The organism is Algimonas porphyrae (assembly GCF_041429795.1).
Taxonomy (GTDB): domain Bacteria; phylum Pseudomonadota; class Alphaproteobacteria; order Caulobacterales; family Maricaulaceae; genus Litorimonas; species Litorimonas porphyrae.
The window spans coordinates 1,882,323-1,900,718 of record NZ_CP163424.1; the positions used below are offsets into that span (position 1 = coordinate 1,882,323).

An 18,396-nucleotide genomic window follows, 5' to 3' on the forward strand; every position below is an offset into this window, starting at 1 on the left:
TTTCGCTAGACCATTGACGGTTCGCACTCCGGCGTTTCGCCCTCATGCACACTTCGCGCCGTGAAGCTGCCACCCATGCCGGCCAGACCGTTCACATTCAGGCCGTAATGATAATAGCAATTGCCGCGCTGAAAAATGTTGAAGCAGGCATTATGCGTGCCGCCATCCCAATTGATGTAGCTAAAACAGATGACGTTGGCTTTGACGCGCCAAGTCCCCGTATCGACCTTGTCACCATGCACATGGCGGGTTCGCCCGTCAGAGGTCGTCGTTTCGACAAAGGCGAACGTATCGATTTCGGGCCGTTTGAAATTATAGGTTCCTCTATGGGTCTTGTCTGAAAAGGCGGCCAGCAGCTGCGCTTCGGACAGGGGGACTTCCTGTGACGGGTCCGGCAGGAAATCACCCTCTTCATTGGGCGTCATCGGGGCCGGTTGCGGGGCGATCTGCGCGATGCTCAGTGCAGGTATAAGGGCCAGAATAAACCCGCTCAGTAAGGCACGAAAGTCAGGCAAGAGAGGGCTCGCAATCTGGTGTCTCGCCATCGAGAACCGTTATGGCGACGAGTTCCGCCGTTCCGGCTGACATGGCATAATAACAGTTCCCGCGCTGAAAGATGTTGAAGCATCCGCCATCGAGGATTTCATACTCAAAACACACGACTGTGTACCGAACTTTCCAACGCCCTTCGGCGATGATGCCGTCATGATCATGGCGGGTGGTTCCGTCAGCGCGCATCTCTTCGGTAAAAGCGGGGTCTGCGTCCGTCCAGTCGCCATAATTGTAATAGCCACGATGGGTGTGGTCCATGAAAAGGGCGCGCAGGGCTTCGCCTTCCAGCGGTAATTCGGTCGTCGGATCAGGTGGTCCAAAGGGGTCGATCGCATCTGTCGATTGCGCGGAAGCGACGTCATTCGCTGCTAGCAGACCGGCAAAGAGGGCTGTGACAGTAAAAAACCGCATAATCACCTCTTACCATGATGGCCGATCGTTGCCATGTTAAGACGCAGCCATGAATGATCCGACCCAGCACCAACCCCGCAAACGACGGACCAGCCGCTATCAGCGCGCGCAGGACCGCCGTAAATCCCAGCGTCGGGCCGACCAGCGTTTCTATAATAGTATTTTCGGTGTGATCGGAGCCTGCGTTCTGGTGGTACTGGGTCTGGCCATGATCGCCAGCTCCGGAAATGCCCCGACGATCTCAGGCAATGCCGAAAATCTGACCCAAAGGACCTTTCTGAGGCTGACCGGACTCGAGATCGGCGGCCTGATCGTGGTGGGCATTATCGGCGTCTTCATGTGGCGGCGTATCAAGAAGCGTTGATCCAGTTGAAACCGGCGCAACCTTCCGTTACGCGCCCGATCCTCATTCCATCCATCCAGACCAAGTCAGGACAAGAATATGGCGACCAATTTCGCGATCGTCGGTGCCACCGGAAATGTCGGCACGGAAATGCTGGAGATCCTCTCCAAGTCCGACATGGATATTGGTGAGGTTTACGCCGTCGCCTCCCGCAACTCGCTCGGGCGTGAGGTCAGCTTCGGCGACCGCACGCTGAAGTGCCTGGATATCGAGACATTCGACTTCGCCAAATGCGATATTGCCCTGATGAGTGCAGGTGGCACCGTGTCCAAGGAATGGTCGCCCAGAATCGCTGCAAAAGGCGCTGTCGTTATCGATAATAGCTCAGCCTGGCGCATGGACCCAGATGTGCCGCTGGTTGTGCCGGAAGTGAACGCCGATGCGGTCGAAGGCTTTGCGAAGAAGAACATCATCGCCAACCCGAACTGTTCGACCATACAGATGGTGGTCGCACTCAAGCCGCTACATGATCGTGCAGGCGTGAAGAGGGTCGTCGTGTCGACCTATCAGTCCGTGTCCGGCGCCGGGAAAAAGGCCATGGACGAGCTCTGGCTGCAGACCAAGGGCATCTACGTCAATAATGACCTGCCGGCCATCAACTTCCCCAAGCAGATCGCCTTCAACGTCATTCCGCAGATCGATGTCTTCATGGATGATGGTTACACGAAGGAAGAATGGAAGATGAAGGTCGAGACCAAGAAAATTCTCGGTTCGTCCATTAAGGTTTCGGCGACCTGCGTCCGCGTCCCGACATTTGTCGGTCATGCCGAAGCCATCAATGTCGAACTCGGTGAAGAGTTGTCTGCCGATGATGCGCGGGCGCTCCTGCGCGAAAGCCCCGGCCTAATGGTCATCGACAATCCCGTCGCCGAAGACGACGAAGCCAACTACATCACCCCGGTCGAATGCGTCGGCGAGTTCGCGACCTTCGTGTCCCGCATTCGGGAAGATAGCACGCAGGATAATACGCTCGACATGTGGGTGGTCTCGGACAATCTACGCAAGGGCGCAGCCCTGAATGCCGTGCAGATTGCCGAGCTTCTGGTTCATCGCAAGCTGGTCAGCAACTGAACCCAACCCGACCCGTCAAAACAAAAGCCGCCCCGAGAGGCGGCTTTTTTATTGGGCGATATTGGCAGACCTAGAGGCGGTTGCCGTCCTCATCGAGCTCGATGATGGGCATGCCGAGCGTTCTCAGCCGTTCCATCTGCGTGGCCTTGTCGCCGACGATCACAACGAACATGTCGCTGAGATCAAGATGTTCGGCCGCGAGGGCTTTCGCTTCGTCGCGCGTGAAGGCTTCCAGGATCGCTTTTTGCTCCTCAATATGCTCGGTGCCGACTTCATACGTATCCATCCGCGACAGAATGTTGAGCTTCTGGAACGGTGTCTCATAGCGACGGGCTTCGGACTGGCCGATGGCCGCCTTGGTGAAGTCGATCTCATCCTGAGTCGGACCCTCAGCGTGGAAAAGTTTGATCTCGGAGAAGAACTCCTCGACCGATTCCATTGTCACGTCGGAGCGGACAGCGGCAGAGGCGCGGTACTGACCTCGATCTTCCTGACCGATGAAGCTACCGCGAGCGCCGTAAGTATAGCCCTTATCCTCACGCAGATTGAGGTTGATCCGCGAGTTGAAAGCTCCGCCCAGCGGGAAGTTCATCAGCGTAGCGCGATAGAATTCGCCCGTCGGATCGTAGGCCAGTGACGGCTTACCGATCCGGATTTCGGACTGGGCCGCATCGGGCTTGTCGACGAAGTAGAGGACGCCCGGAGTCGCGGAGAGATAGGGGCGCATCTGCGTCAGCTGTACATCGCCGCCCTCCCATGCGCTGATCGGTGCCAGAGCGCGTTCGATCTCGCTTTCCGACAGGTCCGACACGACCAGTATGCTTGAAATCGATGGCGACATGTTGCGGGTGTAGAAAGCCCGGACATCGTCAAGCGTAATGGCTTCGACCGTCTCCACAGTCCCGGAGGACGGATGGGCGAAGGCATTGTTCGTGCCATACATCATCTTGTTGAAGATGTTGGTGGCTACCGTTGACGGGTTTTTCTTAGACGCTTCGATGCCTTGGATCTGATTGGCTTTGACGCGATCGAAGTCCTCCTGATTGAAGGCTGGATTCATCAGCGTATCCATGGCGATCGCGATCGTTTCGTCCAGATTATCGGACAGGGACCGGATCGTCATCGTCGTGTAGGTGTCGCCGGCGCCGCCATTGACGGAAGAGCCCAGCTTGTCGAGTTCGTTCGAGCGCTCTTCGACCGTCATATTGGTCGACGCTTCCGCCACCATCTGCGCGGTCAGTGAGGCCAGTCCCAGCTTGTCGAGCTGTTCGTCCTTCTGCCCGGTATTGATGCGCAGCTGGATCACCGTTGTCGGTGTTTCGGAATTGACCGCGCCCAAGATCGGAATGCCCGCCACTTCGCCTTCATAGACGTCAGGGGCCTTGATGAAGGGGTTCTCGCCCGGTGCTGGAATGACGGAGCGATCGAAATTATCGACGGGCGCAGACCAGTCGACATCGGCTTCAGCCACTTTTGGCGGAATTGTCCGCTCATAGCGCTGCCACGTATCCGCGCGGGCAATCATCTCGGGCTGACCGTTCGGTACGATCGACATGATCACGGCAGGCTTACCCTTGATATATTGCTCATAGACGCGCTGAACATCCTCAGCCGTGACGTTGCGATAGCGGTCCAGATCGCGCGAAATGCCATTCGGCGTATTCCGGAAGGTTTCATAGGCAGCCAGCTGGCTCACCTTGCCGCGGACGGATTCCAGACCATAGATCAGACCGGATACGATACCGGCCTTGGTCCGCTCCAGATCGTCTTCGGTCACGCCGCGTGTCTCGAACTCGGCGATGGAGTCGCGGGCCGCTTTTTCCATATCGGCCAGTGAGTCGATGCGGGCCGGGTTCGCCAGAACCTGAACGCTGAACGAACAATGTAGCTCACGGCAGCCGTGACCGGCGCTGGAATTCACGGCAAGGCCAGGTTTTTCGAGATTCTTGTAGAGCAGGGAAGTTTCACCGCCGCCGATGATGTCCTGAAGCACGTCGAGCGGGGCTTCATCCGGATGGTTCGCATAGACTGTCGGCCATGCCATGTAGAGTAGCGGCAGACGGACATTGTCTTCCATCGAGATATAGCGGTCGGCATCGAGCGATACGGGAAGCTTTTCAGGTGCTTCAACTTCGGGGCCGCGCGGGATCGGGCCGAAATATTTCCGGATTTTCTCAAGCGTTTCCATCTTGTCGATATCGCCGCCAATGGTCAGTGTCGCATTGTTCGGACCATACCAGCGCAGGAAGAAGCGCTTCAAATCATCCAGATCGGCGCGGTCCAAATCGACCAGATAACCGATGGTCGACCAGCTATAGGGATGGCCTTCGGGATACATGGCTTCGCCCATGCGCTCCCAGAGAAGACCGTAGGGCTGATTGTCGACGCGCTGACCGCGCTCATTCTTCACGGTTTCGCGTTGAACCTCGAATTTCTCCTGTGTCACGGCGTCGAGGAAATAGCCCATCCGGTCCGCTTCCAGCCACAACATGCGCTCGAGCTGATTGCTCGGCACAGTCTGGAAATAGTTGGTGCGGTCGCTGTTGGTCGTGCCGTTCAATGTGCCGCCGAACTCGGTAATCAGTCCAAAATGCTGTTCATCGGCCACATTGATCGAACCCTGGAACATCATGTGTTCAAAGAAGTGGGCGAAGCCGGATCTGCCAGCCTCTTCACGCCCGGACCCGACATGGTAGGTCACGTCGACATGGACCAGTGGATCGCTATTATCTTCGTGCAGGACGACGGTCAGGCCGTTATCCATGACATATTTCTCGTACGGGATAGCCACGTCAGCACCTTCGCCCGTATAGCGCTCGACCAGCGTGAAACCGGCTGGAACATTTAAGTCCATAACAACGGCAGCGGTGTCGACCATTGTGTCGACGGATGTCTCGCAGGCGACGATCGCAAGCGACGCAGCCCCAAGAAGAAGTGTGCGGGTCAGGGTCTAAATCATGGGGTTTACGTCCTCGGTGAGTGAAATGTGAGCGTGGAGATTGGGCCTCTCCATCATTGATTATCGATATCTCATAGCGCATCTGGCCGCAGACCAAATGGTGTTCTGATCACATTCTTGCCATCTCTGGGGAAAAGTCTGCGTCAATACCCGCATTCGGGGCAAAGCATGCGCCTATCGCCACGGATTGTTGCGATCGCCTGATGGCGTGCGATCCGGCGAGGCAGTGCGGGGCATCCGGCTTTGCGTACCCACGCGTCCCCCGCCATATGTGACGAGCGCGTCAATCCGTTTTTCGATCGGCGGATGGGTCGTGAACAGTCCGGCCAGTCCCGTGCGCGGATTATAGAGCGCCATCTCCCTGACTTCGTCGGGAACCGTCTCCAGCTCGGGATTAGCCGAAATCTTCTGCAAGGCCCGGATCATCGCATCGGGGTTCTTCGTCAATTCGACCGCGCCCGCGTCGGCCATATATTCGCGCTTCCGGCTCATGGTGAAACGGATCATCAGGGCGATGACATAGGTCAGCGCGACGATTGCGAAGGCGACGAGGATCAGCACCCCGGCATTGCCGCCGCCGGAGCGGCGATGACTGCGCGACCGGGCAAAATTAACCCGGAACATGTTGCGGAACAGCGTTTCTCCGACAAAGGCGAAAATGCCGACGAAAATCACCGCGATGATCAGCATGCGAACATCCTTATGCATGATGTGGCTGAGCTCATGTGCAATAACGGCTTCCAGCTCCTCATCGTCGAGGCGGTCCATAAGGCCGCGCGTCAAGGTCACCTGATAAGTGTCAGGCCGAATGCCCGATGCGAAGGCATTGAGGGCTGGTGTTTCCATCACCATCAGACGCGGCATGGTCAGCCCGCGCGAAATGGCCAGGTTCTCGAGCATACGATAGGCGCGAGGTTCCTGACTTTGCGTCACGGGCTTGGCACGCGTTGCCGCGTTGATCATGGCATTATGGCCGAAAAAGGCGATGCCGAACCAGATCCCGGACGCGCCCAGTGCAAAGGGGGCGGCGGTCGGTAGCATGGCGGCGGCTTCGGACAGGCCGTCCTGCAGTGACGGGGACTGTCCCGTCATGCCGACGAAGACGATCGTCAGGCCGTAAAACATGAGCAGCAGGAGAACGGGAAAAAATGCGAGCAGGAGAATGCTGCGCAGATTATTGTTCCAGATGTGCGTCCGAAGGCCTGCGGCTCCGATCAGCATGGGTCGGAGAACGCCTTAGGATGTTCCAAAATCGACAACGGGCGGTGTCTGCAGCGCCTCGCGGCCTTCGGGCAATTCAAAGAACTCACGCTCATTGAAGCCGAAGGGACCGGCAATCAGGACGGCCGGGAACTGTTCGCGCGCCGTATTATATTCCTGTACGGAATTATTGTAGAAGCGACGCGAGGCGGCAATCTTGTTTTCAACGTCTGAGAGCTCGTCCTGCAATTGCAGGAAGTTGGTGTTGGCTTTCAACTCCGGATAGGCTTCGGCCAGAGCGAACAGCTTACCCAGCGCCGCGCCTAGCATGCCTTCCGCAGCAGCCTGACCCTGAACCGTATCGGCGCTGACCGCCCGGTTGCGAGCTTCGATGACTTCGCGAAACGTCTCTTTTTCATGGGCGGCGTAGCCCTTGACCGTGTTGACCAGTTGCGGAACCAGATCCTGGCGCTGTTTCAACTGCACTTCGATATCTGACCAGGCCTGATTGGTCGTCTGCCGCAGTGCGACCAATCGATTGTAGATACCGATGATGAAAACGGCGAGCAGGGCAACGATGCCGAGGATAATGAGAAGTGTCGTCATGATGATAGACTAGACGCGGCCTCGGTCCGTCGCAAGTCTAATCCAGTATTCCGGTAACCAGGCCCGGAAAGGCGATCAGCAAGGCAATCAGGGCCAGCTGGATGCCGATGAAGGGAATGACGCCGCGATAGAGGTGCGCTGTCGTCACTTCAGGCGGAGAGACGCCGCGCAGATAGAAAAGTGCGAACCCGAAAGGCGGCGTCAGGAAGCTTGTCTGCAGGTTCAGCGCCATCACCACACCGAGCCAGACCGGGTCGAGCCCGGCGGCCAGCAAGGGCGGCGCGACGAGCGGCACGACGACAAAGGTGATCTCGATAAAGTCGAGGAAGAACCCCAGAACGAACATGACCAGCATGACGAGGGCAAATGCGCCCCAGGTTCCTCCGGGCGCGGCTTCCATCAGGCGAGCGACCATTTCGTCGCCGCCTAGCCCGCGAAATACAAGGCTGAACACAGTCGCACCGATCAGGATGACAAACACCATTCCGGTTATATGCATGGTCGAGCGCGACACGTCGGCAAGCTGGCCATTGCGCAAGAGCCTGAGCGAGGCGATCAGCGTCCCGACGATGCCCAAGATGACAAGCGCAGCCGCGAGAATACCGCCGCCCAGTTCGATGCCCGTCCATTTGGTTTGCGCTATCCGGAGATCCAAACCAGTGAGGTCGAGCGCGACAAGAGCGAGCAGGGCCAGAGCGCCGTAGAGAGGCCAGCGCCGCCCGTTGGGAGCCAGCCGTGTTGCAGCCAGAAGCATCGCGCCCAGTGCACCAAGCGCCGCGCCGCGTGTCGGCGTGGCGTAGCCCGACAGGATCGATCCCAGAACGGCAATAATCAGAAAGATGGGCGGGATCATGGCTTTAGCTGAACGCCACAGCAGCGCTTTGACATTGCTATCGTCCGGCCAGGGTTGGGCCGGGGCTTTGGACGGCGTCAGGACGGCCGTTATGAAAATGTAGAGCGCGTAGGCGCCGACAAGAATGAGACCCGGCACGAGAGCACCCGCAAAAAGATCGCCGACGGAGACGACGGCGTCCGTTTCCAAACCGTAGGAGCGCTGAGCCTCCTGAAACGCGTTGCCGATCTGATCGCCCAGAATAACCAGTACGATCGAAGGCGGGATGATTTGGCCCAACGTTCCCGACGCCGCAATCGAGGCAGAGGCGAGGGGAATGTCATAGCCGCGCTTGAGCATGGTTGGTAGGCTCAGCAGACCCATCGTCACCACGGTGGCACCTACGATGCCCGTCGAGGCTGCCAGTAGAGCGCCGACGAAGATGACGGATATGCCGAGCCCGCCGCGCAGAGGACCGAACAGATCGCCCATATTCTGTAGCAGTTCTTCGGCAATCCGCGACTTTTCCAGCATTACACCCATGAAGACAAAGAGTGGCACAGCGATCAGGATTTCGCGTGTGATAAGCGGATAAATGCGCGCGGGTAGAGACAGGAAAAAGGTCGGATCAAACAGGCCGAGCGCTGTCGCGATGGCTGCGAATAAGGCGCTGACACCCGCCAGAGTGAAGGCGACGTTATAGCCTGCCATCAAACCGATGCAGGCAGAGAGAAACATTAGCGCCGCGAGTGTTTCCGGCAAACTCACAGGGTTTCTCGTGCCGAGTCGGTGAAGAAGGGCGGGACTCCCTCAGGGCGTTCCGGTTCAGCGTCGCCATTCAGAACAAGTGCGGCACGTGAGGCAATGGCCAGGCCTTGCATAATCAATGTGAGCGCAAAAATTGGGATCAAGGTCTTCAGCAGGAAGACCCCGCGTATGCCGTTACTTTCCGTCGAACCCTCAAATGTCCGCCATGCAAAGCTGACAAATCCCTGACTATTCCAGAGGATGAGCAAACATACCGGGGCAAGCAATACGTAAAAGCCGATCAGATCAACCCTTGCCCGTGCGACCCGGTCCATCTTTTCATACAGCACATCAACCCGCACATGCTGACCAGCGAGAAGTGTCGCTGCAGCGCCGAGCATGATGATGATTGCCTGGAAATAGAAGGCGCTTTCAAGCCATTTCACTGTGGCGGTGCCGAAAATGGAGAGCGCAAAAACGGACGCTGCAACGCTGACCACAAGCAGCGGAAGCGACCATTTCACCGTCTCGCCAAGTTTGTAGATGATGAGGTCGATTGACCGAATGATCGACCCGAGGGTGCTGCGGAATGTGTCTCGAGGAAACAGCAAATAGAGCACGGGCAAGACCATAAATGGCAAAAAAGCCCAGCCGATCGCTTGTAATGCACCCCCTAGCATCTGGCCCTAATCCCGGCTCAGGGTGCGAGCCCGGATAAAGGCTCCGTCACCGATTTCCGTCCATCGGGTACTCTGATTGCGCGACTGGAGATAGCTGTCGAAAATACGTCTGACGAGTGGATCACCCTGGGCAATATCGCCGACGATCTGATCCGCGGTCCGACCGACGGCGCGCAGGATGTCATCCGGCATGAATTGGGGTTCGATCCCGTGACGGTCGCGCAGCGTTTCCAACGCGCGGCCATTCATGACCGTGTATTCTCCGAGACTCTGATCGTTCGTGCTTTTACAGGCATGCCGGATAATCGCCTGTTCCGATGCCGTCAGTTGCCCCCAGCGGTCCAGATTAATGCCGACGGCAAGCGCAGAGCCGGGTTCATGAAATCCCGGCACGTAATAGTTCGGTGCTTCGCGGTAAAAGCCTAGCGCCAGATCATTCCAGGGACCGACCCATTCTGTCGCGTCAATCGATCCGCTTTGCAGCGCCTGATAGATCTCGCCGCCCGGGAGCAGAACAGATGTTCCGCCTAATTCAGACAGAACCCGTCCGCCCAGGCCGGGGATGCGCATACGCAAACCCTTCAGGTCTTCCAGACCTGTCAGCTTGAATTTGAACCAGCCCCCCGTCTGATGGCCCGAATTCCCTGCCTGGAACGCAATTATGTTGGAGCGCGCAGACAATTCATGCCACAAATCCTGCCCGCCACCCCAGTCAATCCATCCCATCAGTTCGACCGCCGTCATGCCCATGGGAACAGATGTAAAGAAGTTGAAGCCGGAGGAGACACCCTGCCAATAATATTCGGCGGCATGGTACATGTCGGCTGCGCCTGTGGAGGTCGCGTTGAAACATTCCAGCGCGCCCACAAGTTCACCGGCTGCGTAGACTTTGACGTCGAGCATGCCGTCGCTCATCTCCCTGACGGCATCGGCAAAGCGAACCGGCATGATGCCGAGCCCCGGAAAGTCTTTGGGCCAACTCGTCGCCATGCGGAACTGCTTGATGCCGCGATTAATGTTGGGTGCTGCGACATCGCCGACATGTCCATTACGCGCCGAGGACTGGCTGGCATCACGTTTGGAACCCAGTACGCCGACGACACTGGCCCCCGCTGCCAGAGCCCCTGCACCGAGGACGATATCGCGACGCCGCGTCATGCTGCGTCGACCCCTATCCAGCCGCGATGTCCCAGGATTTCAGCGGGTTGGAAGCGAGCCTTATAGTCCATTTTAGGGCTGCCAGGGACCCAGTAGCCTAGATAGAGATAGGGTAAGTCCTCCATCTGACAGCGGGAAATCTGATCTAGAATCATGAAATTGCCTAGAGAGCGGTCGAGCGCTTCCGGCGCGAAAAAACTGTAGACGAGTGACAGACCGTCATTCAGCCGGTCGATTAGCATGCAGGCCGTCAGCACGCCCTTGCTGTTACGGTACTCGACGATTTCCGTCTCCGACGCGCATTCTTCGACCATCATCTCATAACGGGTGAAATCCATGCCGGTCATGCCTCCGCCGGGGTGACGATGGGCGAGATAGCGCGACAGGAGGTCGTATTGCTCCTGCGTTGCGATCGCCGGGGTCAGAGCCGGGTCCAGATCGGCATTGCGCCGCAATGTCCGGCGGAATGACCGACTGGGTTCGAAGTCCGCCGCTCTGACGCGCAAGGACCGGCATTCCCGGCAGGTTTCGCAGGCCGGACGGTAGATGACGTTCTGACTGCGCCGAAAACCGGCATGCGTCAGATAGTTATTGAGGTGTGGACCATCGAGCGGATCAAGCTGGGTGAAGATCTTCCGCTCCATCCGGCCGGGCAGGTACGGGCAAGGCGACGGGATCGTCAGAAAGAACTGCAACTGGTTCGGATCGAACGGATGGCTCATCGTGTTGTTTTGCCTTCTCTCACCTGTCCTAAAGACCAAAGAAGATCGGCACGAGCAAGACGTAACTGACCCATAAAAGCAGCATCAGCGGTATTCCAAAGCGGGCAAAGTCCCCGAACCGGTAATGTCCCGGCCCCATGACCAGCAAATTGGTCTGATAGGCGATCGGGGTCGCGAAGCTACAATTAGCCGCAAAGATAACCGTCAGCACCATGATGATCGGGTCGATATCGGCTTTTTCGGCAATCGACAGCGCAATCGGTGCAAACAGAAGCGCGGCAGCACTATTGCTGATAATGTTGGTGAAAACGGCGACGACGAGAAAGACGGCGGCGATCAGAGCCTGGGTTCCGAAAGGTTTGATGAAGTCGACGACATTTGTGCCGATGAATTCGGCCCCGCCTGTCCGCTCCAGCGCCAGCCCCATGGCGAATGCGGCCCCGATCAACAGGAAGATGCGCATATCGAGCGCCCGAACGGCCTGCCGGATGTTCAGACATCCCGCAGCGATCATGCCCATCGCCCCGCCGAGCGCAGCAATTTCGATCGGAACGAGTGATAGCGCCGCTGCCGCAATCGTGGCCACGAAGATGATCCGCGCCGCCTTTGCCCTGCGAATGTCGGGCAGCTCGGCCGTGCTCCAGTCCAGCAGGATCAGATCGCGGTTGCGGCGCAATCCCGCCACGTCGCGTTCATAGCCGAAGATCAGCAGGACATCACCAGCTTCCAGTCGGATGTCGAGCATGCGTTTGCGGATCATGCGGGACCGGCGCTGGATGCCGAGCACGAGGCAGCCCGTCTGTCTTCGAAAGCCGATCTGTTCGATGTTCCGTCCGATCATGCGCGAACCCGGCGCGATCACGGCTTCGGATAGCATGATTGCGCTATCGGATACGGGTTCATCCAGACTGAAATTCCCGATATCGAGCATGCCGCGAAGATATTGTGGGCGCGTTTTCAGCAGGGAGGAGAGTTGCGATCGCGTAGCTGCGACGATCAGCACGTCTCCGGTCTGCAAAGTCGCTTCGAACGGCGGCAGGAAAGAGGTTTCACCGCGCTGGACCATACGGACGGTGACATCCTTCAAGCGCGGATAAATACCGACAGTAGGCTCGACGCCGTCGAGCGGGTGGCCCGGTGTGACCCGGATCTGGGCGATATATTGTTGTCCGGATGCCTGCAGGATCGGCTCCTCGGACTCGCGGTCCGGGATCAGGATGGGAGCCATGAAGATAATGAATACGGCGCCAATCATTGCCAGCGTCATGCCCGGGACAAACTGGGTGAAAAAGCTGAGCGACATGTCAGTGGTGCGGACCAGAACATCGTTGACGAGCAGGTTTGTCGAGCTGCCGATCAGCGTCGTCATACCTGCCAGAATGCACAGAAACGACAGGGGCATCATGAAACGCGAGGCGTTGACCCCCAGCTTACCGCTCATGGCGGCCAGGACCGGGATGAACATGACGACAACGGGGGTGTTGTTCATGAACATCGACACGGCAAAAGCGATCCCGAAGACCAGAGCCAGAGTTCGTCGCGGCTGCTTGTCCAGCGAGGCGTTGATCGCCATGGTCATGCGTTCGAGTGCGCCGGTTTGAAACATGCCCTGGCCGACGACAAGCAGGGCCATGATGGTGATCAGAGCAGGGGCAGCGAAGCCTGACAGCAATGTCGCCGTATCCAGGCCATTGTCGGGCGAAACGAACAGGTTGCCGAAGACCATCAGCGCGAGAATCAGCCCGACACTGATCGCCTCGATCGAAAATCGCTCGCGTACATAAAGGTAGACGCCAACCGCAACGATCGCGAAAACAGCCCACATCTGAACGGTTTCGGGCAACGCCCACATGGATGTACCTACCCCTCTCTTGCGGTCTGCCTTCGCTATGGGCGATAGGCGGCGAAGACTTCAAGCGGAATCGGGATTATTCGAAAGGTTTGCCATGGCGGTCTGCGCATTTCTGGGTTTGGGCGTCATGGGGTATCCGATGGCGGGACATTTGAAGGCTGACGGGCATGACGTCCGGGTCTGGAATCGGTCCGACGCGGCCCGCGATCGCTGGATGGATGAGCACGGTTCCGGGGCTTTTGCAGAAGCCGCTGACGCTGTCGCAGGCGCGGATTACGTCATGATCTGCGTCGGTGCCGACACGGACGTCTTCGACGTCGTGGAGACCATCCTGCCCAACCTCAAGCGCGGTATGACGGTCATCGATCACACGACGGCCTCGCCAAATTGCGCCAGAACGGTCGCGGCGCAACTCGAAGCCATCGGTGTCGCCTTTCTGGATGCCCCGATTTCCGGCGGGCAATCGGGGGCCGAGGCGGGCACGCTATCGGTCATGTGCGGAGGGGCAGAGCGTGATTTCGCCGCAGCGGAGCCGGTCATGCGGGCTTATGGCAAGACGATAACCCATCTCGGCGCTGTGGCTGCGGGGCAGACAGCCAAATGTGTCAATCAGATCTGTATTGCCGGAACGCTGCAGGGCCTGTCTGAGGGGCTGAGGTTCGCGCAGGCAGCTGGTCTCGACGCCGAGACTCTGCTGAAGGCTATCGGCGGGGGCGCAGCCCAAAGCTGGCAAATGGATAATCGCCTGCTCAGCATGGCGCGCGATGAATTCGATTTCGGTTTCGCAATCGACTGGATGCGAAAGGACTTGGCGATTGCGCTGTCTGAAGCGCGGTCGATGGAGCTGGACCTGCCGATCACGCAACAGGTCGACGCTGCCTATGCTAAGGTGCAGGCCATGGGCGGCAGCCGTCAGGACACGTCGGCCCTCATTCGGAGCCTGCCCAAAGTGGACAAGAAGACCTAGCCTTTCAGAAGGCGCGCAGCGCGAATGGCTCCGTAGGTCAGGACAGCGTCGCAGCCCGCTCGTTTGAAGCCGTTGAGCGTTTCCAGCAGCAAGCGTTCGCTGTCCGCCCAGCCATTCTGGCCAGCCGACTGGATCATCGCATATTCGCCGCTGACCTGAAAAGCGAAGGTGGGCACGCCGAATTCGGTTTTGATCCGATGACAGATATCCAGATAGGGCAGGCCGGGCTTGACCATGACCATATCGGCACCTTCATCAAGGTCCATGGCGACTTCATGGAGGGCTTCTTCCGAATTGGCCGGGTCCATCTGATATGTGCGCTTATCGCCGCGCAGGGCCGACGCCGTGCCGATCGCATCACGATACGGGCCATAAAAGGCAGAGGCATATTTGGCGGCATAGGAGAGGATCATCACATCGGGATGATCCGCCTGATCGAGCGCGTCCCGGATGACGCCGATACGCCCGTCCATCATGTCGGACGGGGCAACGATGTCGGCCCCGGCATCGGCCAGAATGACCGCACCCTGCGCAAGCATGTCCAGAGTTGTGTCATTGTCGATCACGTCGCCCTGCATCAGCCCATCGTGACCGTGATCGGTAAAGGGATCGAGGGCGACGTCCACGATCACGCCAATGTCGGGGACGTCAGCCTTGAGACGACGGATCGCTGCAGGGACGAAACCGTCCGGATTGAGGGCTTCCGTAGCGGCAGCGTCCTTCCTGGCGGGATCGATATGGGGGAAGAGTGCGACTGCCGGAATTCCCAGACCGGCAGCTTCGCGGGCCTGTTCGATCAGACCATCAAGACCCAAGCGCGACACGCCGGGCAGGCTAGGCACAGGACCCTCACTGGCTTTCGTGTCGGTGATCACCGTCGTCAGCACCAAATCGTCCACGCTGAGTTTGGTTTCTCTCACGAGCGCCCGCGACCACGCCGAAACCCTCTTGCGACGCATTCTTAACTGGGGAAACTGCGACATAGTCTATAATTCTTTCAGTGGTTTATCAGCGCTTCTCAAGGTGAAGTTCGTTGCAATTTCGGTTTCAGTTTCAATGGCGTTTCGTGAATGGCCGTTCTATATATGGGAAAGAGAACAAGACAAGCAGGTGGTCTGTGACCCGTACCCCACCCTATCGTGATCAATTTCGTGCCGCCGTCGATACCGTTCGGCAGGAAGGCCGCTATCGTATCTTCCGAGACATTCGCCGGAAGAAGGGCGCCTTTCCCTGTGCGACGTGGTTCAAGGATGATCTGAAAGAACAGGATATCACGGTCTGGTGCTCCAACGATTATCTGGGCATGGGGCAAAATGAGTGCGTTGTCGAAGCGGTGAAATCCGCAGTCGATGCCGCCGGTACGGGTTCGGGCGGAACCCGGAACATTTCCGGCACGACGCGCTATCACGTGCAGCTGGAGGCCGAACTGGCGGACCTGCACGGCAAGGACGCTTCTCTCGTCTTCACGTCGGGATATGTGGCGAACGAGGCAGCGCTCTCCACCATGAGCAAAATTCTGCCGGGCCTGCATATTCTGTCCGACGAGATGAATCACGCATCGATGATTTCCGGCATTCGCAATGCCCGGACGCACAAGCACATTTTTGCGCATAACGATATTGCGGATCTCGAGGCGAAGTTGAAGGCGATTCCTGTCGACGCTCCGAAATTGATTGCCTTTGAGAGCGTCTATTCCATGGATGCCGATATCGCACCGATCGAGGCGATCTGTGATCTGGCTGACACTTACAATGCGCTGACCTATATCGACGAAGTCCATGCTGTCGGTATGTATGGTCCGCGCGGAGGCGGCATCTGCGAGCAGCGCGCCCTGATGGACCGTATCGATATAATTCAGGGGACGCTCGCGAAGGCCTATGGCATGATCGGTGGCTATATTGCGGCTGACAAGGTCATCGTCGATGCGATCCGCAGCCTCGCTTCCGGCTTCATTTTTACGACCTCCATACCCCCATCGACTGCGGCCGGAGCATTGCGCTCGGTCCGGATCCTCAAAATTTCGCCCGAAATGCGCGACCAGCATCAGGACCGCGCCAATGCGCTGAAGGCCCGGTTCCGGTCTGCGGGCTACCCGTTCATCGATGGCGACACGCATATTGTACCGCTTATGGTCGGCGATCCCGTCAAATGTCAGGCGATCAGCGACCGTCTGATCGAAGATTACGGCATTTATGCTCAGCCCATCAATTTCCCGACCGTTCCCAGAGGGACTGAACGGCTTCGGTTCACGCCCAGCCCCTTCCACACTGATGCAATGATGGATGAGTTGATGGCGGCCTTGTCCGACGTGTGGGCGGCTTACGACCTGCCGCGCGAAAAGGTTGCCTAAAGCGATGACTTCGCGTTGTCCGGTCTAACCGGACTCGTTATAGGCCCTGCGAAACGCAATATTCGCAGGGTCATCATGTCCGCTTCTGATTATCTCGACCGTTTTTTCAGCCAATCTCTGGCTGAGCGCGATCCTGAGCTTTACGCTTGCATGAAGGACGAGCTGGAGCGGCAGCAGCACGAAATCGAGCTGATCGCGTCGGAGAATATCGTCTCTCAGGCGGTCATGGAAGCTCAGGGCTCCGTTCTGACCAACAAATATGCGGAAGGCTATCCCGGACGGCGTTACTATGGCGGTTGTCAGCATGTCGATGTGGCGGAACAGTTGGCCATCGACCGGGCGACGGCGTTGTTTGGATGCGGTTTCGCCAACGTTCAGCCCAATAGTGGCAGTCAGGCCAATCAGGGCGTGTTTCTGGCTCTGTTGAAGCCTGGCGATACGATTCTCGGCATGGATCTGGCCTCTGGCGGGCATCTCACCCATGGCGCGCCGCCTAACATGTCCGGAAAATGGTTTAATGCCGTGACCTATGGTGTCCGCGACAGTGATCATCTGATCGATTATGATCAAGTCGAAGCGCTGGCAACCGAGCATCGCCCTAAGCTGATCATCTGCGGCGGCTCGGCCTATTCTCGCGTCATTGACTTCAAGCGTTTCCGTGAGATCGCCGACAAGGTCGGCGCTTATCTGCATGTCGATATGGCCCATTTTGCAGGGCTGGTCGCGGGCGAGGCTCACCCCAGCCCGTTCCCGCATGCGCATGTCGCGACGACGACAACGCACAAGACACTGCGCGGGCCTCGTGGCGGCATGATCCTGACCAATGACGAGACGTTGGCCAAGAAGTTCAACTCCGCAATCTTCCCGGGATTGCAGGGCGGCCCGCTCATGCATGTGATCGCGGGCAAGGCGACCGCGTTCGGAGATTGTCTGCAGCCTGAATTCAAGGACTATGCGGCGCAGGTGATCGAGAATTGCAAGGCGATGGCCCAGGCTCTGGTCGAGGCGGGCTATGCGGTTGTGTCTGGCGGGACGGATACCCATCTGGCCCTGATCGATCTGTCTCCTAAAGGGGTGAAGGGTAATGCGGCCGAGAAGGCCCTCGGTCGCGCCTACATCACCTGTAACAAAAACGGCATTCCCAACGATCCTGAGAAGTTCACGGTGACGTCGGGTATTCGGGTCGGATCGCCAGCCGGCACCACCCGCGGCTTCGGCCCAGCCGAGTTTCGTGAGATCGGCCAGCTTATGGCCGAAGTACTGGACGCCCTGGTCGAGAGCCCCAAAGGCAATGCTAAGGTCGAGGCGAGTGTGCGGGAGCGGGTGAAAGAACTGACGGCGCGTTTTCCGATCTACAGTCACTTATCTGCATAGCGGTCTGCGCTTTGCCTTTCAGCGGGCAATTGGCTAACAGCCGCCTATGCGGTGCCCATTCTGTTCCAGCGAAGATACGCAGGTCAAAGATTCGCGTCAGGCGGAGGACGGCAATGCCGTCCGGCGGCGGCGGCTCTGCAGCAAATGCGGTGGCCGCTTCACGACGTTTGAACGGGTGCAGCTGCGCGATCTTCAGGTTGTCAAGAACTCTGGCAAGCGAGCACCCTTCGACCGGGAGAAACTGATGCGGTCCGTCCGGATTGCCTTGCAGAAGCGGCCCGTCGATGAAGAACGTGTCGAGCAGATGGTCTCAGGAATTGTTCGTCAGCTTGAATCCTCCGGACAGGCCGATGTGACGTCCAAGCAGATCGGGGAACTGATCATGGAGGGCCTGTCTGAGCTCGATAAGATTGCCTATGTCCGTTATGCGAGTGTCTATCGCGACTTCAGAGCCACGGAAGATTTCGGGCAATTCATCGAGTTTGAGAAGCTCACCGACGAAGGCTGATCAC

17 protein-coding genes are annotated in these 18,396 nt (G+C 58.1%); 6 read left to right on the forward strand and 11 right to left on the reverse strand.

All coding sequences use genetic code 11. The features are described from left to right. Positions 1 to 5 precede the first annotated feature (5 nt). Together AB6B39_RS09065 and AB6B39_RS09070 are read right to left on the reverse strand one after the other, a co-directional pair. Positions 6 to 515: a hypothetical protein gene (locus AB6B39_RS09065; protein WP_284368912.1), complete on the reverse strand. Its 510-nt coding sequence runs from the start codon at positions 513 to 515 to the stop codon at positions 6 to 8. Beyond that, positions 508 to 963 carry a hypothetical protein gene (locus tag AB6B39_RS09070; protein ID WP_284368911.1) on the reverse strand — a complete coding sequence of 152 codons (456 nt, stop codon included), beginning with the start codon at positions 961 to 963 and terminating at the stop codon, positions 508 to 510. Before AB6B39_RS09070 ends, AB6B39_RS09065 begins: the two co-directional genes overlap by 8 nt. A gap of 49 nt (positions 964 to 1,012) precedes the next feature. On the opposite strand from AB6B39_RS09070, the gene AB6B39_RS09075 reads away from it, so the two are divergent. Together AB6B39_RS09075 and AB6B39_RS09080 are read left to right on the forward strand one after the other, a co-directional pair. Then, positions 1,013 to 1,327, forward strand: a complete 315-nt coding sequence (locus AB6B39_RS09075) for a hypothetical protein (protein ID WP_371398523.1) — start codon at positions 1,013 to 1,015, stop codon at positions 1,325 to 1,327. A 78-nt stretch (positions 1,328 to 1,405) separates the two neighbouring features. Further along, entirely contained in the window at positions 1,406 to 2,437 is a 1,032-nt protein-coding gene (locus tag AB6B39_RS09080; RefSeq protein WP_371398524.1) for an aspartate-semialdehyde dehydrogenase, read from the forward strand. A 70-nt stretch (positions 2,438 to 2,507) separates the two neighbouring features. Here the strand turns inward: AB6B39_RS09080 and AB6B39_RS09085 are convergent, their stop codons facing one another. From AB6B39_RS09085 to AB6B39_RS09120, 8 genes are all read right to left on the reverse strand, one after another. Then, a complete protein-coding gene (locus AB6B39_RS09085) occupies positions 2,508 to 5,315 on the reverse strand; it encodes a M16 family metallopeptidase (protein ID WP_371398525.1) in 2,808 nt (935 codons plus the stop codon). Between the two features lie 255 nt (positions 5,316 to 5,570). Then, the gene (locus AB6B39_RS09090) at positions 5,571 to 6,617 is read right to left on the reverse strand and encodes a M48 family metallopeptidase (RefSeq protein ID WP_284368907.1); all 1,047 of its coding nucleotides are present in this window, start codon (positions 6,615 to 6,617) and stop codon (positions 5,571 to 5,573) included. 15 nt (positions 6,618 to 6,632) lie between these two features. Then, positions 6,633 to 7,202 carry a LemA family protein gene (locus AB6B39_RS09095; RefSeq protein ID WP_371398526.1) on the reverse strand — a complete coding sequence of 190 codons (570 nt, stop codon included), beginning with the start codon at positions 7,200 to 7,202 and terminating at the stop codon, positions 6,633 to 6,635. A 37-nt stretch (positions 7,203 to 7,239) separates the two neighbouring features. Further along, entirely contained in the window at positions 7,240 to 8,772 is a 1,533-nt protein-coding gene (locus tag AB6B39_RS09100) for a TRAP transporter large permease (protein ID WP_348520129.1), read from the reverse strand. Positions 8,773 to 8,798: 26 nt separating this feature from the next. Further along, positions 8,799 to 9,461, reverse strand: coding sequence for a TRAP transporter small permease subunit (locus AB6B39_RS09105; RefSeq protein ID WP_284368904.1), 663 nt, complete (start codon positions 9,459 to 9,461; stop codon positions 8,799 to 8,801). 6 nt (positions 9,462 to 9,467) lie between these two features. Beyond that, a complete protein-coding gene (locus tag AB6B39_RS09110; RefSeq protein ID WP_284368903.1) occupies positions 9,468 to 10,619 on the reverse strand; it encodes a TRAP transporter substrate-binding protein in 1,152 nt (383 codons plus the stop codon). After that, on the reverse strand, positions 10,616 to 11,341 hold the full coding sequence (locus tag AB6B39_RS09115; RefSeq protein WP_284368902.1) for an arginyltransferase: 726 nt from the start codon (positions 11,339 to 11,341) through the stop codon (positions 10,616 to 10,618). The genes AB6B39_RS09110 and AB6B39_RS09115 overlap by 4 nt, the downstream gene beginning before the upstream one ends. A 28-nt stretch (positions 11,342 to 11,369) precedes the next feature. After that, complete coding sequence (locus tag AB6B39_RS09120) at positions 11,370 to 13,193, reverse strand: SLC13 family permease (RefSeq protein ID WP_284368901.1); 1,824 nt, start codon at positions 13,191 to 13,193, stop codon at positions 11,370 to 11,372. A gap of 94 nt (positions 13,194 to 13,287) precedes the next feature. On the opposite strand from AB6B39_RS09120, the gene AB6B39_RS09125 reads away from it, so the two are divergent. After that, positions 13,288 to 14,160, forward strand: coding sequence for an NAD(P)-dependent oxidoreductase (locus AB6B39_RS09125; RefSeq protein WP_284368900.1), 873 nt, complete (start codon positions 13,288 to 13,290; stop codon positions 14,158 to 14,160). On the opposite strand, the gene hemB is transcribed toward AB6B39_RS09125, so the two are convergent. Continuing rightward, positions 14,157 to 15,143 carry a porphobilinogen synthase gene (gene hemB, locus AB6B39_RS09130; protein WP_371398527.1) on the reverse strand — a complete coding sequence of 329 codons (987 nt, stop codon included), beginning with the start codon at positions 15,141 to 15,143 and terminating at the stop codon, positions 14,157 to 14,159. The two genes, AB6B39_RS09125 and hemB, sit on opposite strands and share 4 nt — an antisense overlap. A 134-nt stretch (positions 15,144 to 15,277) precedes the next feature. Between hemB and hemA the strand changes: the two genes are divergently transcribed. The 3 genes from hemA to nrdR all read left to right on the forward strand — a co-directional run bounded on the left by hemA (position 15,278) and on the right by nrdR (position 18,392). After that, positions 15,278 to 16,510 (forward strand): 5-aminolevulinate synthase, encoded by a 1,233-nt coding sequence (gene hemA / locus AB6B39_RS09135; RefSeq protein WP_284368898.1) that lies wholly within the window; start codon positions 15,278 to 15,280, stop codon positions 16,508 to 16,510. Between the two features lie 75 nt (positions 16,511 to 16,585). Then, on the forward strand, positions 16,586 to 17,884 hold the full coding sequence (gene glyA / locus AB6B39_RS09140; protein ID WP_284368897.1) for a serine hydroxymethyltransferase: 1,299 nt from the start codon (positions 16,586 to 16,588) through the stop codon (positions 17,882 to 17,884). Positions 17,885 to 17,930: 46 nt separating this feature from the next. After that, a complete protein-coding gene (gene nrdR / locus AB6B39_RS09145; protein ID WP_371398528.1) occupies positions 17,931 to 18,392 on the forward strand; it encodes a transcriptional regulator NrdR in 462 nt (153 codons plus the stop codon). The last annotated feature ends 4 nt before the right edge of the window (positions 18,393 to 18,396 follow it).

Coding starts and splice junctions, on each gene's coding strand:
- AB6B39_RS09085 (WP_371398525.1), bottom strand. CDS start 5,315: ATGGTCGACACCGCTGCCGTTGTTATGGACTTAAATGTTCCAGCCGGT.
- AB6B39_RS09095 (WP_371398526.1), bottom strand. CDS start 7,202: ATGACGACACTTCTCATTATCCTCGGCATCGTTGCCCTGCTCGCCGTT.
- AB6B39_RS09100 (WP_348520129.1), bottom strand. CDS start 8,772: ATGTTTCTCTCTGCCTGCATCGGTTTGATGGCAGGCTATAACGTCGCC.
- nrdR (WP_371398528.1), top strand. CDS start 17,931: ATGCGGTGCCCATTCTGTTCCAGCGAAGATACGCAGGTCAAAGATTCG.
- AB6B39_RS09075 (WP_371398523.1), top strand. CDS start 1,013: ATGAATGATCCGACCCAGCACCAACCCCGCAAACGACGGACCAGCCGC.
- AB6B39_RS09120 (WP_284368901.1), bottom strand. CDS start 13,193: ATGTGGGCGTTGCCCGAAACCGTTCAGATGTGGGCTGTTTTCGCGATC.
- glyA (WP_284368897.1), top strand. CDS start 16,586: ATGTCCGCTTCTGATTATCTCGACCGTTTTTTCAGCCAATCTCTGGCT.
- AB6B39_RS09125 (WP_284368900.1), top strand. CDS start 13,288: ATGGCGGTCTGCGCATTTCTGGGTTTGGGCGTCATGGGGTATCCGATG.
- AB6B39_RS09115 (WP_284368902.1), bottom strand. CDS start 11,341: ATGAGCCATCCGTTCGATCCGAACCAGTTGCAGTTCTTTCTGACGATC.
- AB6B39_RS09070 (WP_284368911.1), bottom strand. CDS start 963: ATGCGGTTTTTTACTGTCACAGCCCTCTTTGCCGGTCTGCTAGCAGCG.
- AB6B39_RS09105 (WP_284368904.1), bottom strand. CDS start 9,461: ATGCTAGGGGGTGCATTACAAGCGATCGGCTGGGCTTTTTTGCCATTT.
- hemB (WP_371398527.1), bottom strand. CDS start 15,143: ATGTCGCAGTTTCCCCAGTTAAGAATGCGTCGCAAGAGGGTTTCGGCG.
- AB6B39_RS09110 (WP_284368903.1), bottom strand. CDS start 10,619: ATGACGCGGCGTCGCGATATCGTCCTCGGTGCAGGGGCTCTGGCAGCG.
- AB6B39_RS09080 (WP_371398524.1), top strand. CDS start 1,406: ATGGCGACCAATTTCGCGATCGTCGGTGCCACCGGAAATGTCGGCACG.
- AB6B39_RS09090 (WP_284368907.1), bottom strand. CDS start 6,617: ATGCTGATCGGAGCCGCAGGCCTTCGGACGCACATCTGGAACAATAAT.